A 15,429-nucleotide genomic window follows, 5' to 3' on the forward strand; every position below is an offset into this window, starting at 1 on the left:
GTCCGCGGTTCGATCCCGCGTAGCTCCACCAACTTTTCCAGGTGAAAGGTTAAAGCGTTAAATCTTAGCCTACAGGGTTTAACGAGTATTCACTCTTTGCAGAGTCTAAATTCAGTCCGGGGTCCCCTTCGTCTAGAGGCCTAGGACACCGCCCTTTCACGGCGGTAACAGGGGTTCGAATCCCCTAGGGGATGCCACATATTCTTGTTCGAAAGAGCATAGCGTTAAGTCTTAGCCTACAGGGTTTAACGAGTATTCACTCTTTGCAGAGTCTAAATGCAGTCCGGGGTCCCCTTCGTCTAGAGGCCTAGGACACCGCCCTTTCACGGCGGTAACAGGGGTTCGAATCCCCTAGGGGATGCCACATATTTTTGTTCGAAAGAGCATAGCGTTAAGTCTTAGCCTACAGGGCTTAACGAGTATTCACTCTTTGCAGAGTCTAATGCAGTCCGGGGTCCCCTTCGTCTAGAGGCCTAGGACACCGCCCTTTCACGGCGGTAACAGGGGTTCGAATCCCCTAGGGGATGCCACATATACTGATATTTTTGTTTTAAACAATGAAAATACGGGGCTATAGCTCAGCTGGGAGAGCGCTTGCATGGCATGCAAGAGGTCCGCGGTTCGATCCCGCGTAGCTCCACCAACTTTTCCAGGTGAAAAGTTAAAGCGTTAAACCTTAGCCTACAGGGCTTAACGAGTATTCACTCTTTGCAGAGTCTAATGCAGTCCGGGGTCCCCTTCGTCTAGAGGCCTAGGACACCGCCCTTTCACGGCGGTAACAGGGGTTCGAATCCCCTAGGGGATGCCACATATTTTGTTCTGACGCCTATGGCGGTGGGACACCGCGCTATCAACAATGGCACGGCGGTATCAAACACCAGAAGATACCAATCCAGATATTTCGTTGAACAACGAAAATACGGGGCTATAGCTCAGCTGGGAGAGCGCTTGCATGGCATGCAAGAGGTCCGCGGTTCGATCCCGCTTAGCTCCACCAACTTTCTCAATGAAAGAAACAACAACCGCCATTGGGCGGTTTTTTTGTACCTGGAATTTACCTCTTTACCAATCCAGTCAGACTCCAGAAGAATCATCTCTATACCTGGAGCGAGTGGAGCGGGGCAGGCCAATGGCTCGACTAAATCTTAGAACTGCCAGCGTATAAGGCTGACAGTTATCGGTAAGTCTTGCACTGTCGCGGTTTAATGAACCCTTACTCAACTCCCAGGAAGCCGCCAGTCTGGTGGGCCCATAATTGGGCATAAATACCGCCTTCGGCAATTAATTCCTTGTGAGTTCCCTGTTCAACTACTTTGCCTTTATCCAGCACGATAAGCCTGTCCATTGCAGCAATGGTCGACAATCTGTGCGCAATGGCAATCACTGTCTTGCCTTCCATCAATTTGTACAGACTTTCCTGAATTGCTGCTTCTACCTCTGAATCCAGAGCGGAAGTTGCTTCATCCAACAAGAGTATCGGAGCATCTTTCAGTAACACCCGTGCAATAGCAATACGTTGCCTCTGACCACCGGAGAGCTTAACCCCACGTTCACCCACTAACGCATCAAGCCCATGATTGCCATGGGGATCGGTGAGATGATTGATGAAGCTGCCAGCCTGCGCCTGCTCTATTGCCTGCAACAGCTCTTCATCACTGGCGTCAGGTTTACCGTAGAGAATATTGTCCCGGATACTTCTGTGAAGCAAAGAGGTATCCTGGGTTACCATGCCAATTTGTGCGCGGAGGGAGTCCTGTGTGACGCTGCGCAAATCCTGCCCATCGATACGAATAGCCCCTTTTTCTACGTCATAGAAGCGCATCAACAGATTTACCAGTGTTGATTTACCAGCCCCTGAGCGCCCAACCAAGCCGACCTTTTCGCCTGGCTTAATCTCCAGATCCAGATCTTCAATTACAATCTCATCTTCTCCATAGTGAAAGCTCACTTCATCAAAGGCGATCTGTCCCTGAGTCACCTGAATCTCTTTGGCATCATCAGCGTCCTCTATGCTGGTTGGCTTGCACAATGTGCTCATGCCATCAGCTACCGTCCCGATATTTTCAAACAGCGAGCTGACTTCCCACATCATCCACTGGGACATACCATTGAGTCTTAATGCCAGGCTAACCGCTACCGCGATGGCTCCAACGGTAATGGCACTGTCTGTCCACAGATAAATCGACATGGCAGCGATAACAAACGCCAGCAGGTAATTGGAAACCTGTACACTCACATTAAGTCCGGTTACCAGGCGCATCTGACGGTATACTGTTTGCAAGAAATCACTCATGCCGGCTTTGGCGTATTCGCCTTCCTGATCTGTATGAGCAAATAGTTTTACCGTGGTGATATTGGTATAGCTGTCGACTATACGTCCCGTCATCATGGATCTGGCTTCAGCCTGATCGGCAGATACAGCTTTTAATCTTGGCACGAAGTAATATTGCAGGCCGATATACACCACAACCCACGCCAACATGGGCAGGACCAGGCGGGTATCGGCACTGGCGATCATCACCAGCATGGAGGTGAAATACACCAGGATGTATACCAATACATCCAGCAGCTTCATCACTGTTTCCCGGACTGACAATGAGGTCTGCATCACCTTGGTCGCCACCCGCCCGGCGAAATCATTCTGATAGAAAGAGACGCTTTGTTTAAGCAGGTACCTGTGGGCCAGATAGCGAATCGACATGGGATAATTTCCCAGCAGTGTTTGGTAGGCAATGAGTGCGTGCAGTAGCGTTAGCAGGGGCAGGGCAACCAATACAAGCAATGTCATGCCCAGTAATTTACTGCCTTCATCTTCCAGTAGCGTTGCGGGATCTTTGGTTGTCAGCCAATCCACCAACTGCCCCATAAAGCCAAACAGGCTGACCTCCAGCATCGCCAGCAGTGCAGTGAGCACTGACATCACAATCAACGGCTTTTCAAAACCACGGGTATAGTGACGGCAGAAGCGGTATAACCCCTTGGGAGGTTGCTGGGGCTCGGCGGCGGGAAGTGGATCTGTCCATCCTTCAAATAATCGGAACATCTGCATCCTTTCTTGCAAGCTAAAATCCAAGACTGGCATCAGCTTACTCCAACCTGTATGGAATTGCTCACCAAGTATCCATCTTATTGCCCATCAGCCAATCCTAATGCCAGGGTGAGAACTTGCAGCTTTGATGCACCGGATAAGGTACTATTCGCACCTTGCCAAATTCAGGACTTTTATATGAGCGACAACACAGCTTCTTTTTCTTCTTTGGGCCTTATTGAGCCCCTGACCCGACAGCTTGAAACCCTGGGGTATGACGCCCCAAAAGGTGTTCAGCAAGTGTCGGTGCCAGCGCTTTTGAAAGGCTGTGATGTCAAAGTAAAAGCCAATACCGGCTCAGGAAAAACCGCAGCCTTTGCACTGCCTTTATTGCAACGTCTCTATATGACGCCGCCAGCTGGCCGCGGTCGTAAAGTCAGGGCTCTGGTGTTATCGCCTAGTCGGGAGTTGGCGATGCAGGTAGGGGAGAGTATTCGCAGTTATGGCGCCTTGTTGCAGCCTAAACTTAAAGTGGTGACTGTGTTTGGCGGAGTCTCTGTGAACCCGCAGATGATAGCACTGCGCGGTGGTGCCGATATTCTGGTCGCAACGCCAGGCCGCCTGCTGGATCTGATCAGTAAAAACGCGGTTAAACTGAATCAACTGGAAACACTGATCCTGGATGAGGCTGATAAGTTGCTGAGTCTGGGCTTCTCCGACGAGTTGGCAAAGGTATTCAGTCTGCTCCCGAATCAAAGGCAGACGGCGCTGTTTTCCGCCACCTTTGGTGATGAAGTCTCAGCGCTGGCGAGTAAAGTGCTGCGTCAACCTATGGACATCGCGCTGGAAGAGTCCACGGATAAAGCTGATATTGAGCAACGGGTATTTGAAGTGGCTCAGGAGCGTAAAACTCAGCTTCTGATCAATCTGATTAAACAACATAACTGGCGACAGTTATTGGTATTTGCCAATGCCAGACAGACCTGCAACCGTCTTCAGCAGAAGCTGCAGCGTGCCGGCATCAAAACTCAGGTATTTCACGGTGATAAGTCTCAGGGGAACCGGGTTTCTGTGCTCAATGACTTCAGACAGGGCAAGCTGCAGATCCTGATTGCCACAGATATTGCAGCCCGCGGATTGGACATAGATAAGCTGCCTGCCGTAGTAAATTATGAGTTGCCACGCAGTCCGGCAGATTATGTTCACCGTATCGGTCGGACCGGCCGGGCAGGTGAGTCAGGACAGGCTATATCGCTTATCTGTCCTGACGAGTTCCATCATTTCAGGGTGATTGAGAAAAAGCACAAGCTCAGACTGCAAAGAGAGCAGTTTCCCGGTTTTGAACTGCCGGCTGCAGCTACCAATGTGAGCAAAGACAAAAAAACGCCACAACAGAAAGGCTGAATTTGGGTATTTGTGGTAACTCTTGGTTGTAGTGCCTGCAGGGTATTTTTCAATACATACTCTGTGGGGAAGAACGAGTGTGAAGTGGTGACCTTATGAAGCATCTGTTTTGGTTGGTTGAAGGTGATATTGCGGGCCGTTGTGGGCCGGATACCGCAGCATGGAATGTGACTGAGCTGCAGGACGCAGGATTTAAATCTGTATTGGCGCTTTCGCCCCTGAGTGAAACCCGCAAAGATGCACTCAACTCAGCTGATATTGAGTGTCGATTTCTGGACATGACAACGTCAACCCTTCTGGATGACGCTGTAACCCCCGAGTTTTGCGCAACAGTTGCTGAGTGTATTGGGCTGATTAATCAATGCCGCGAGCTCAATAAACCGATATTGTTGTGCTGCGACACAGGCAACGAACTCACCAGTCTGGTGATGGCCTGTTATCTGACTGAGCTGGGAGCGGCCCCTGTACATGCGGTCAGTCAGGTCAGAGCCATGAACGAACAGGCATTTTCAAAGCCAGGCTGGGATCAGTTTGTATTCGATGTCATTTACGCTCTGCAGTAGGTAAAAAGCCCATGGAGGGGGAATGCGATTTGGGACCGGTCGATTTAATGTAAGTCTGTTATTGCTTTGGTCAACATTGATAGTCGGATGCGCCTCGGCACCTGACTATCCGCACAAAGCCGAACAGCACTTTTTGGCGGCGGACAGTCAGGCTCCATTGAGCCAATATGCCAGTAAGCTGCAGCACCTTCATCAGGGTAAATCCGGCGTTCAGTTGCTTGGCGACCCACTGGATGCCATGGTGGCGCGGTTGCTGCTGATCAGTCAGGCTGAATCCTCCATCGACCTGCAATATTATATTTATCGAGGTGACGATACTGGTGCACTGATCGCTTTGGCATTAATGGATGCTGCAGATCGAGGTGTCAGAGTACGGATACTACTGGATGACCTTGCCACCACCTCTAAAGATGAAGGTTTGATTGCACTGGCCAGACACCCCAATATTCAGGTTCGCAGCTTCAACCCCAACCCTTCTCGTCACTTTAATAACCTCGGTATGCTGTTTAACTTTCCGAGGCTAAACTACCGAATGCACAACAAGTCTCTGACCGCAGACAATCAATTCTCGATTGTTGGTGGCCGCAATATCGGAAACGAATATTTTGCCGCTGATGAGACGCTTGAGTTTGGCGATCTGGATCTTTGGCTCACCGGACCTGTTGTGACTCAGGTATCTGCAAGCTTTGACGATTACTGGAATGCGCCTCACGTGCAGCCCATATCAGCCTTATCAGATATCCATGTCAGTGAAGAGCAGCTTGCCGCGTTTACCCGGGATATTGAAAAAGCCCGAAGTGACATGGCTTCCCACCCATACCTCAGTCGATTGATTAACAGCAGAATGCTGGCCACTCTTACTGAATCTCATTTAGCAAACGATGCACCCGGTGAGTTTTACCAATGGTATTGGGGCATTGCAGAGCTTTGGTCTGATCCGCCGCTGAAGCAGGCCAGACCTGTGGAAAGTCACTGGGTGGTAGCAGAGCTTTGGCAGGCAATGCAAGCCGTAGAGTCCGAGTTTTTAATTATATCTCCCTACTTTGTGCCGACCGTGTCGGGTGCTGAGCTCCTGGCTGAGCTGTCGAAGCGGGGAGTTAAGGTCATAGTGGTCACCAATAGTCTGGCTGCGACCGATGTGCTGGCGGTTCATGCGGGATATCAAAACTATCGTCAGCAATTGCTGGAGGCTGGTGTCACACTATATGAAATAAAACCTGACTTGCAGGAACCCGACAAGTCCCTGACCGGGAGTTCCAAATCCAGCCTTCATGCCAAGACAGTGGTCTTTGACCGGCAAAAGCTGTTTGTGGGCTCGTTTAACTTTGACCCAAGGTCGGCGCTGCTCAACACAGAGATGGGTGTGATGGTTCAACAACCTCTGTTTGCGGGTCGTTATAGGGTCTGTAGACCTTTGAAGATGGTTTTTGCAGCACTTTGTCGTTGTTTTATACAAAATAACGTGATTGAAGTGTAGTTGTTCTACATAAATGAGCGTTAATGCAGTAGAAAGCGACGACAAACGCTGCCCGAAGGGCTCGGCTATACGCGCTTTACTCTTTGTTGCAAGGTATTTGCTTAGGCCCACTAGGCGGCACACCTTGCGTCGTGATTAAAGCGCGTCTATCTCGAGCAAAATTCAACCATGAAAGGTCAGCAGACCCTAGTTAAAGAAATAGAACAAAGGTTACCGAGTCAGACCTATGAACTAAACTTGGAACAGGGAACCCTTATTTGGCTGGACAGGGGCTCGGGACGCACCTTGCATTCTGAGCCCAGGGTCGGATGGTGGCAGCGGCTGCTGGTAGAGCTGTTGTCCTGGCTTCCCATAGAGTCGCAGTTGTAACAATGTTATTTTTGCTTTGACATAAAACCACATTAAATTAATGGTTTAACAGGATACGCTTGCAGGCAACTTATTATGACCTCTAAAGCCAATCAGTCACAGGGACTGTTGTTGTTCAGGTTGACCCGTCATCAGATTTTTGCACTTGGTACCTTAAAAATCCAGGAGCTGGTTCCCTATTGCCGTTTGAATCAATTACCTCAAGCTCATCCTTCCGTGATAGGCACTGCGACCATCCGGGGTAAGACAATACCTGTGGTTGATATGCCCATGGCTGTAGGGTATCGGGGGATTACAGAGGAAGAAAAGCAAGATGCCTTTATCATAGTGACGGATTGTCACCGTCAAATTACCGGGTTTTTGGTACGTAAGATTGAACGCATTGTTGAATGTAATTGGCGTGAAATAGAGCAGCCGGACGATAACCTGGGTAAAAATGCATTCTTAACCGGTATTACCCGTGTCGATAATGAATTGGTTCAACTGTTGGATGTTGAACTGCTGATGAGCAGGATTTTCCCTTTCACCAAACAGTATGCTGCGGTAACAGACGTCCAGCGTGAGATGTTGAAGCCTCTGAATATTCTGTTGGTAGACGATTCGAAGGTCGCCAGAAAACAACTTTCCGATGCGCTTGACGACCTCAATATTCCCTATCAGGTTACAGATAATGGAGCGAGAGCGCTGGAGTTGATGCAGCAGGACGCCAGAGCGGGTCGCCCGGTGGATATTCTGGTCAGTGATATCGAAATGCCGGGGCTGGATGGCTATGAACTGGCATTCGAAGTCAAAAACGACCCTGCGCTGTCTCAGGCCTATCTGATCCTGCACACCTCTCTATCCAGTGAGATCAGTGTCAGTCAGGCGCATCAGGTTGGCGCTGATGAGGCGCTGACTAAATTTGACGCAGATGAGTTAATACATGCGATGCTGACCGGGGCCCACCGGCACAGCGAATCAGAAACCGCATGACAGGTGGTCATGCAAGCTTATGCTGAATTAGCGTCTCACAAACAAACCTCGTATTGAATCATGTCGGATCTTTGGCAACAAGGGGGCTATGTTGCCATTGAGCTGCACAATCGTACGCAGAATCGCCATTGAGTGCCGAACTGTCGGTTGGGTCACGGCTTTGGCTGGACAAACCCGCCTGCATCCTATACAAACCCTGCTTACCCTTATTTTTGCAATCAAGATATCCAAAGAGAGCTGCCCTCCGAACAGGCAGGGAAACAGCTCCGATTAACAGCTTTTAAGGTCAAGTCATGAAACAACAATCATTGTTGGCGCGTCTCGCCAGCGGCAGTCTGGTACTGCAAATTCTCGTGGGGATCATTGCCGGCGTTCTGCTGGCGACGACAGCCCCCGAGGCCGCACTCCAGGTTGAATTCCTGGGTGGTCTGTTCGTCGGAGCACTGAAAGCCATTGCCCCAGTGTTGGTGTTTATTCTGGTGGCAGCTTCTATCGCTAACCAGAAGAAGAATGCTCATACCCAGATGCGTCCCATTGTGATGCTTTATCTGGTGGGCACCTTTGCTGCAGCCCTGACTGCTGTGGTGATGAGCTTCCTGTTCCCAACCGAATTAGTACTGGCCTCCGGCGCGGAAGGTGCGACTCCACCTCAGGGCATCGCCGAGGTATTGAGCACTCTGCTGTTCCAGCTGGTAGACAACCCTGTTAATGCGCTGATGACAGGTAACTACATCGGTATTCTGGCCTGGGGTGTAGGTCTGGGTATTGCGCTGCATCATGCCAATGACACTACCAAGATGGTGTTCTCCGACATGAGCCACAGTGTGTCTCAGATGGTGCGTTTTATTATCCGTCTGGCGCCTTTGGGTATCTTCGGCTTGGTATCCGGCACCATTGCCAAGACGGGGTTCTCTGCACTGGCTGGTTACGCACATTTGCTGGCCGTATTGCTGGGTGCCATGGCGATTATTGCGCTGGTGGTCAACCCGCTGATTGTTTACGTCAAGATCCGTCGTAACCCTTATCCACTGGTGTTCCAGTGTCTGCGTGAAAGTGGCGTGACAGCCTTCTTTACCCGTTCATCCGCGGCCAACATCCCGGTAAACATGGCGCTGTGTGAAAAGATGAAGCTGCATGAAGATACATACTCTGTCTCTATCCCGCTGGGTGCCACTATTAATATGGGCGGTGCGGCCATCACTATCACTATCCTGACTCTGGCAGCAGTACATACCATGGGTATTCAGGTTGATATCTTTACGGCGCTGCTGCTGAGTATTGTGGCGGCAGTATCTGCCTGTGGTGCATCTGGTGTCGCCGGTGGCTCTTTGCTGCTTATTCCGCTGGCCTGTAGCTTGTTTGGTATCTCCAATGACGTAGCTATGCAGGTTGTTGCCGTTGGCTTTATCATTGGTGTGATTCAGGATGCGGCTGAAACCGCGCTGAACTCCTCAACTGACGTTGTGTTTACTGCAGCAGCATGTGAAGCCGCTGAGCGTGCTGAAGCTAAAGCCAACGCTTGATAGTAAGTCAGTCTGGATTTTGATAAAACGGGAGCCTCAGGTTCCCGTTTTAGTTTATTGGTACCCTAATGTTTCTATGTGACTTTTCCCGTCTGGACTCTGCTCAGGCCTGGTACAGCATTAATGATGGTGTGATGGGCGGATTGTCCCGCTCAAGGATGTCGGCTTCTCCACTCGGGCATGCTGTATTTTCCGGCCATGTCTCCCTGGCTAACGGCGGTGGCTTTGCCTCGGTGCGGAAAGATGAATTAAGCCTGGATCTCTCAGGAGCAGAAAGGTTACAGCTTTGGGTAAAAGGGGATGGTAAGCGCTACAAGCTGAATCTTAAGGATTCCATTGAGCCATTAAGCCCGGTATTTCAATATGAGTTTGATACCGACGATTCGCTGAGTGAAGAGTGGCAGAAAGTCGTGCTGCCAGTGGCAGACTACCAAGCCAAAAGTCGTGGTCAGATACTCGATGGGATTGCGCCCGACTTTAATGCGATTGTCAGTCTGGGGTTGGTAATAGGAGACAAGCAGGGTGGTGATTTCACCCTGCTGATTAAGTCTATCGAGGCTCTTTGAGCAGGGGCTAAGCTGGTGTGATAATGCCCAGGGGCGTTGCCGTTTCCCAGGCTCCCCGGGTGAAGTCGGGAATATCTACTGAGTTTGAGCGGTTAGCGAGTGACTGCTCACTCAGTATATTGATCACCGACCAGGCGGCACCATCATATACATCCTGATCGAGCGGCTCAGCATTGCGCAGACAGTACACCATGCGCCACAGCATCAAAAAATCCATACCACCATGGCCGCCGTTACGCTCAGCTTCTTTACCCATATGCTGCCACAAAGGGTGGTCATATTTGGCATACCAGCTATCCATCTCATAATCCCACTGGTGGAAGTTGCCACTGCCGCCATGTTCCAGCGCAATACGGTTCGGAAAACCGGCAAACACACCGTTGGTGCCCTGGATTAGATTATGACGACTGTAAGGACGCGGGGTGGTGGTATCGTGCTGAACCATAATGGTTCTGCCCTTAACCGTCTTGATCAGCGTAGTGCTCATATCGCCATTGATATAGTTAAGCTGATTGCGCTCGTGGTCGGCAGGAAACTCTCGTCTGGCATAAAGTTGTCGGCCCAGTGCCGGTGAGCTCATTGAGGTCAGATAATCGAATCTGTCGCCACGGTTGATATTCATATACTGGGAAACTGGCCCCAGCCCATGGGTGGGATAGAGGTTACCGTTACGTCTGGTATGCCAGTAAGTTCGCCATGAACCTGTGCTTTGCTCTATCTCCTTCATTTGCCAGCGCAGTTCGTGGATATAGGCTGCTTCACCGTGGAGTAACTCGCCAAACAGTCCCTGGCGCACCATATTAAGCACCATCAACTCATCCCGACCGTAGTTGACGTTCTCCATCATCATACAGTTCTTTTGGGTTCGTTCGGCTGTATCCACCAACTGCCAGCACTCTTCAACGGTCAGCGCCAGAGGGACCTCTACAAAGGCGTGCTTGCCACTTTCCATGGTGTCTATTGCCATGGGGGCGTGCCATTTCCACGGTGTGGAGATAATCACAATGTCTATGTCATCCCGCTCAAGCATGCGCCGATAGTCATACTCATCCTTGCCATAAGCTGCTGGAGCAGGAAGGCCTTTGTCGGTCACCAGATTTACGGCTCTGTCGAGCACTTCCTGGTGGGTATCGCATATGGCTTTAATTTCCACACCATCAAGATGGCAGAAGTGCTTCACATGTCCATAGCCACGCTGACCAACACCAATAAAGGCCACTCTGACCGTTTCCATGGGGGGCACAATAAGGCCGATAACACTCTTGCCTTTGGCCAGAGGCTGGCTGGCTGAGGTGGATTGGCAGCCGGCCATAGTACCGGCCACTGCGGTTGCTGTAACTGCTGTTGCAGCGCGCAAAAAATCCCTTCTGTTGAATTGGCTCATAGTCCTTCCTGTCTGGATTGTTGTTTTTAAGGTTCCAGTGCCTGGCATCTTATAACAAAACGCAAACAATACAGGTCAAACTTGCAGCGTTTGCTGCTGTTTTTTTCTGCGCTGAATTTCATTTGAGTGATCAGTGTCACGTTATTTTGAGGGCGAATAAGTACACTTGCCGCCAATTCCACCTGCAGAATGTAAAAAACTGCAACTTTCCCTTATTTAACGCTGGAGAAACCCTGACAATGACCGCTATGCTTAGTCCTGTGCCACATGAAATTCTTGATGCCGCTATCGAGTTTTTTAATAGTCGTGAGGCATCGGCAAAGATAAGACGTATTAATTGTCAGGGAGGTAAAAGACAGATGGAACCTCAACAGCTTGTTGGTGAATGGCTGGATAACCGTGATGGCGAAGGAGACAAGATCAATGTCTATCGCAGCGGTGGGGAGTGGGTATTGGAGTCCTGGTCAGAGGATGGCTGTCACAGTCGCGATAAAATGCTGGTGACTGAAACTGAACAGGGCCTCAAGTTGGAAGACAGAGGCGGTAACCTGTTTGGTGAATACTTCCTGTTGCAGGATGGCAAACTAAGCGTTTGCAATGCTCAGGGCTGTATGTTGCTTGAGAGAGCCTGAATAGGGTTGGAACCATAGGCTATCTGCACGGCAGAGAGCCTGCGATGATGAATTAACGAAACGGCTGTAAGTGATGACTTACGGCCGTTTTCTTTTATGCAGCCTGACCTGGCTGGTCTGAGAACCTGAACCGAGGTGTTAGAAAGGATGCTTGCTGGTGAAGCTTATTTGTTCACCGCTTGACGGCTTTTGGATAGTCAATGTCTGGGCGTGCAGGCATAAACGCGGGCGGGCATTGGTAATACGGGTATCCCCGTAAAAATCATCACCCAGGATAATATGTCCCAGCGCCTTCATATGTACCCGAAGTTGGTGAGTACGTCCGGTGTGAGGCCTGAGCTCGACCAGAGTTGAGTTTTCCCGGCGCTCAAGAACCTTAAAGTCAGTAATGGCTGACTTGCCAGTTTTATCTATCTTCTGCAGGGGACGATTTTCTTTGTCCGGGGCAATCGCCAGATTGATTTGCCCGGCGTCCTGTTTCATCAGGCCATCAACTTCGGCGATATAGACTTTTTCAGTGCCTCTGTCCTGAAATTGGGTTTTCAGGTGGGACTCAGCCTTTTTATGCCGGGCAAATACCATAATGCCTGAAGTGGCACAGTCCAGGCGGTGTACCAGAATGGTTTCCGGATATAGCTTTTGCAGCCGGGTCAGGGCGCAGTCATGGGTGACTTCAGCCATTCCGGGGTTGGAGAGCAATCCTGAAGGTTTGGCAATCACTATCATCTCATCGTCACGATAACGAATATCCAGCCAGGGCAGGGCGGGTGGATGATATTCAAAGATCTGCATTGTTTCTCCGGCTCTTTATGAAAATGATTGGTCAACCTGATGGCTGCGCGGGGATTTTAGGGATTTGCCATATCTGAGTAAAGCGTACGACTTAAGGTTGCTGGTTAGTAAGGGCCTAGCCCATGAGCTCTGTCAGCCAAAGTCGCCATTCCAGTCCCCACTGACTGGTCACTCCTCGGGTTTTAAATTTTACTTCGCCATCGCGAACGATATAGATGGCAGGCAGACCTGAAGCGCCCCATTGATTGGAGGCAGCAGCATCATCCAGAATCACCGGGAAGTTGTAGTGATTCGCCTGCATATAATCCAGTACTTCGTGGCGGGTACCGGATGCCACTGCCACAGATATCACGTTATATTCCTGACTCAGTGCATCCACGGCCGGGGATGTCACTTTGCAAGCCGGACACCAGGTGCCCCAGAAATAAACCAGAGTGGTTTCGTGGGGGTGTAGTGTCAGCGTGTCACCCTGCAATGATTCACCTGAGAGCACAGGCGCGGCGCCACTGACCATATCCCGCTGCAGAAACAGGCTGACGCCATAGACGACAATTGCGATGATCAGCAGGTCACGCGTCAGCTTGAGCCAAAAAGCCCTTTGCCTGAAGCGGGTAAAAAAAGACTCGTGCATTGGAATTCCGGGTTATAGATACTCTTCAGGTGTCTTGCGACTTAATATGCGGCTGTATGCCATCAACTGGGGATAAAGGGTCCTGAATGCGATTTCAATATCGACATCCATCTGTTTCACCACCTTGTCAGCCCCAACAAATAACTCAGGTTTGGAGAAGCGGCGGCTGACACCCAATATCGCATCATTAAGACCGGCGCGACTCTCATAGGCTTTCAACCAGTTTTGTTGACGCATCCGGGGCAGGATTTTACTCAGGGATTCGGGCAGATCTTCGGCCTTGTCGAGCTCGTCGTAAGCGTAGGTTGAAAACTCTTCAAGCTTAATGTTGTGGTATTCATCCCAGTAGCGCGCCAGCATGTGGTCGAAGGCCAGGTCCATCAGTATTGGCGCCACACGGGAGTATTTTTTGGGGAATGCTTTTACCAGGTCACGGCTGAGCTCATGTTCATCTGTTAATTGGTCCAGTTGTCTGTGCAGCCAGATTCCCTGCTGCAGCGGCTTGGCAAAGTTCTGAATATTACCCTTGGCAAAATCACCGGCCAGATTACCGGCCAAACTGGTCTGGCTGTTGTCGGCCAGATGGAGGTGCGCTAGAAAATTCATAATTTAGCGTTGGCGAAATTTGAAACAAAAGGTAACATGCAACCGCATACAGACAAAGAAATCACGTCAGTACTCCGGTAAACATCAGTCTAATCGCACGGAAAGCGACCGTTACGCCGGAAAAGTGAGCATATTTTACACCTCGGAGATCATGGATGATTGAACACTTCAAAAAGCGGTTGATTAGCCTGCTTAGGCTCTTCAGGCGTGCACCCAAGCGACAGATACATGTCGACATCCCAATTACCCGCCACAGGTATCGGCTGGAAGATCTGGACCGTCATACCTCAGTCGATAAGGATTCTTGATCTTAACGCGCAGTGACACTAGACTGGCCGCCGTCTTTAGCCAAGCCGAGTAGTATCTTCATGCGCGTTTCAGATTTTACCTTTGAGCTCCCAGATGAGCTGATAGCCCGTTACCCGATGGCCGAGCGTACTGCATCCAGATTATTGACTCTGGATGGCAATAGTGGCGCCCTGGGAGATAAGCAGTTTACTGACCTGCTGGAGATGATTCAGCCTGGCGATCTAATGGTATTCAACAACACCCGGGTTATTCCTGCACGACTGTTTGGTCAAAAAGCCACTGGCGGTAAGTTGGAGATCCTGGTGGAGCGCATGCTGGATGACAAGCGTATTCTGGCCCATGTTCGCAGCTCCAAGTCCCCGAAAGAGGGCGCCATGATCAATCTTGATGGTGGCCATGAAATGAAGATGCTGGCCCGTCACGATGCCCTGTTTGAACTGGAACTTCAGTCTGAGCTAACCATTCTGGAAGTGCTGGAAGCTGTAGGTCATATGCCGCTGCCTCCCTATATTGACCGTCCGGATGAAGACGCAGACAAAGAACGCTACCAGACTGTATATAACCAGAACCCAGGTGCTGTAGCGGCACCCACTGCTGGCCTACATTTTGACGATGGTATGCTGGAGACCTTGAAAGCCAAGGGCGTGAATATGGCTTTTGTCACCCTGCACGTTGGCGCAGGCACCTTCCAGCCAGTGCGTGTTGACAATATTCTGGAACACAAGATGCATTCTGAGTGGGCCAATGTGCCTGCCGATGTGGTTGAGTTGATTAAAGCGACCAAGGCTGCCGGTAACCGCGTGATTGCCGTGGGCACCACCTCAGTGCGGTCACTGGAAAGTGCAGCTAAAGCCAGCGAAGGCGAGCTGCAGCCATTCAGTGGTGATACTGATATCTTTATTTACCCTGGCTTTGAGTTCAAAGTGGTCGATGCCATGGTGACCAATTTCCACCTGCCCGAATCTACTCTGATTATGTTGGTGAGTGCTTTTGCCGGTTTTGATGAAGTGATTAATGCTTATCAGCACGCGGTTGCGCAAAAATACCGCTTCTTCAGCTATGGGGATGCGATGTTTGTGACTAAAAAGACCCAATAACAGCAGAATTTGATTTAAAATACCCATCCCTGACCGGATGGGTATTTTTCTTTATCAGCCCTTGAAGCTGAGTAAT

General features: G+C 50.3%; 14 protein-coding genes and 6 tRNA genes. 15 read left to right on the forward strand and 5 right to left on the reverse strand.

Annotated elements, in window-relative coordinates; genetic code table 11:
* Window positions 1-121 precede the first annotated feature (121 nt).
* The 6 genes from L2725_RS16305 (at window position 122) to L2725_RS16330 (ending at window position 997) form a co-directional block, all read left to right on the forward strand.
* A tRNA-Glu gene (locus tag L2725_RS16305) sits at window positions 122-197 on the forward strand.
* Between the two features lie 91 nt (window positions 198-288).
* Window positions 289-364: transfer RNA gene (locus L2725_RS16310), tRNA-Glu, on the forward strand.
* 90 nt (window positions 365-454) lie between these two features.
* Window positions 455-530: transfer RNA gene (locus L2725_RS16315), tRNA-Glu, on the forward strand.
* Between the two features lie 37 nt (window positions 531-567).
* Window positions 568-643 (forward strand) — tRNA-Ala (locus tag L2725_RS16320).
* A gap of 89 nt (window positions 644-732) precedes the next feature.
* A tRNA-Glu gene (locus L2725_RS16325) sits at window positions 733-808 on the forward strand.
* Between the two features lie 113 nt (window positions 809-921).
* Window positions 922-997: transfer RNA gene (locus L2725_RS16330), tRNA-Ala, on the forward strand.
* A gap of 216 nt (window positions 998-1,213) precedes the next feature.
* On the opposite strand, the gene L2725_RS16335 is transcribed toward L2725_RS16330, so the two are convergent.
* Window positions 1,214-3,043, reverse strand: a complete 1,830-nt coding sequence (locus L2725_RS16335; protein WP_249249914.1) for an ABC transporter ATP-binding protein — start codon at window positions 3,041-3,043, stop codon at window positions 1,214-1,216.
* A gap of 183 nt (window positions 3,044-3,226) precedes the next feature.
* Here L2725_RS16335 and L2725_RS16340 point away from each other — a divergent pair, with 183 nt between their 5' ends.
* From L2725_RS16340 to L2725_RS16370, 6 genes are all read left to right on the forward strand, one after another.
* Window positions 3,227-4,432, forward strand: a complete 1,206-nt coding sequence (locus L2725_RS16340) for a DEAD/DEAH box helicase (RefSeq protein WP_249249915.1) — start codon at window positions 3,227-3,229, stop codon at window positions 4,430-4,432.
* Between the two features lie 95 nt (window positions 4,433-4,527).
* Window positions 4,528-4,995 (forward strand): protein-tyrosine phosphatase family protein, encoded by a 468-nt coding sequence (locus tag L2725_RS16345; RefSeq protein WP_249249916.1) that lies wholly within the window; start codon window positions 4,528-4,530, stop codon window positions 4,993-4,995.
* Between the two features lie 22 nt (window positions 4,996-5,017).
* Window positions 5,018-6,472 carry a phospholipase D family protein gene (locus L2725_RS16350; protein ID WP_346429395.1) on the forward strand — a complete coding sequence of 485 codons (1,455 nt, stop codon included), beginning with the start codon at window positions 5,018-5,020 and terminating at the stop codon, window positions 6,470-6,472.
* Window positions 6,473-6,916: 444 nt separating this feature from the next.
* On the forward strand, window positions 6,917-7,813 hold the full coding sequence (locus tag L2725_RS16360) for a chemotaxis protein (RefSeq protein ID WP_115134829.1): 897 nt from the start codon (window positions 6,917-6,919) through the stop codon (window positions 7,811-7,813).
* Between the two features lie 293 nt (window positions 7,814-8,106).
* Window positions 8,107-9,336, forward strand: coding sequence for a serine/threonine transporter SstT (sstT, locus tag L2725_RS16365; RefSeq protein WP_248937831.1), 1,230 nt, complete (start codon window positions 8,107-8,109; stop codon window positions 9,334-9,336).
* A 68-nt stretch (window positions 9,337-9,404) separates the two neighbouring features.
* Complete coding sequence (locus L2725_RS16370) at window positions 9,405-9,902, forward strand: CIA30 family protein (protein WP_249249917.1); 498 nt, start codon at window positions 9,405-9,407, stop codon at window positions 9,900-9,902.
* Between the two features lie 7 nt (window positions 9,903-9,909).
* Here L2725_RS16370 and L2725_RS16375 read toward each other — a convergent pair whose 3' ends face one another.
* Window positions 9,910-11,286 carry a Gfo/Idh/MocA family protein gene (locus L2725_RS16375; protein ID WP_249249918.1) on the reverse strand — a complete coding sequence of 459 codons (1,377 nt, stop codon included), beginning with the start codon at window positions 11,284-11,286 and terminating at the stop codon, window positions 9,910-9,912.
* A 239-nt stretch (window positions 11,287-11,525) separates the two neighbouring features.
* Here L2725_RS16375 and L2725_RS16380 point away from each other — a divergent pair, with 239 nt between their 5' ends.
* Window positions 11,526-11,918 carry a hypothetical protein gene (locus L2725_RS16380; protein WP_249249919.1) on the forward strand — a complete coding sequence of 131 codons (393 nt, stop codon included), beginning with the start codon at window positions 11,526-11,528 and terminating at the stop codon, window positions 11,916-11,918.
* 138 nt (window positions 11,919-12,056) lie between these two features.
* On the opposite strand, the gene L2725_RS16385 is transcribed toward L2725_RS16380, so the two are convergent.
* The 3 genes from L2725_RS16385 to L2725_RS16395 all read right to left on the reverse strand — a co-directional run bounded on the left by L2725_RS16385 (window position 12,057) and on the right by L2725_RS16395 (window position 13,947).
* Window positions 12,057-12,710: an RluA family pseudouridine synthase gene (locus L2725_RS16385; protein WP_249249920.1), complete on the reverse strand. Its 654-nt coding sequence runs from the start codon at window positions 12,708-12,710 to the stop codon at window positions 12,057-12,059.
* A gap of 115 nt (window positions 12,711-12,825) precedes the next feature.
* The gene (locus L2725_RS16390; RefSeq protein WP_249249921.1) at window positions 12,826-13,341 is read right to left on the reverse strand and encodes a protein disulfide oxidoreductase; all 516 of its coding nucleotides are present in this window, start codon (window positions 13,339-13,341) and stop codon (window positions 12,826-12,828) included.
* Window positions 13,342-13,353: 12 nt separating this feature from the next.
* Window positions 13,354-13,947 (reverse strand): acyl carrier protein phosphodiesterase, encoded by a 594-nt coding sequence (locus L2725_RS16395; protein ID WP_249249922.1) that lies wholly within the window; start codon window positions 13,945-13,947, stop codon window positions 13,354-13,356.
* Window positions 13,948-14,102: 155 nt separating this feature from the next.
* Here L2725_RS16395 and L2725_RS16400 point away from each other — a divergent pair, with 155 nt between their 5' ends.
* Both L2725_RS16400 and queA read left to right on the forward strand, forming a co-directional pair.
* Complete coding sequence (locus L2725_RS16400; RefSeq protein ID WP_162807049.1) at window positions 14,103-14,255, forward strand: hypothetical protein; 153 nt, start codon at window positions 14,103-14,105, stop codon at window positions 14,253-14,255.
* Between the two features lie 60 nt (window positions 14,256-14,315).
* Window positions 14,316-15,353: a tRNA preQ1(34) S-adenosylmethionine ribosyltransferase-isomerase QueA gene (queA, locus tag L2725_RS16405; protein WP_248937823.1), complete on the forward strand. Its 1,038-nt coding sequence runs from the start codon at window positions 14,316-14,318 to the stop codon at window positions 15,351-15,353.
* The last annotated feature ends 76 nt before the right edge of the window (window positions 15,354-15,429 follow it).

The organism is Shewanella corallii (assembly GCF_023349125.1).
Classification (GTDB): domain Bacteria; phylum Pseudomonadota; class Gammaproteobacteria; order Enterobacterales; family Shewanellaceae; genus Shewanella; species Shewanella corallii.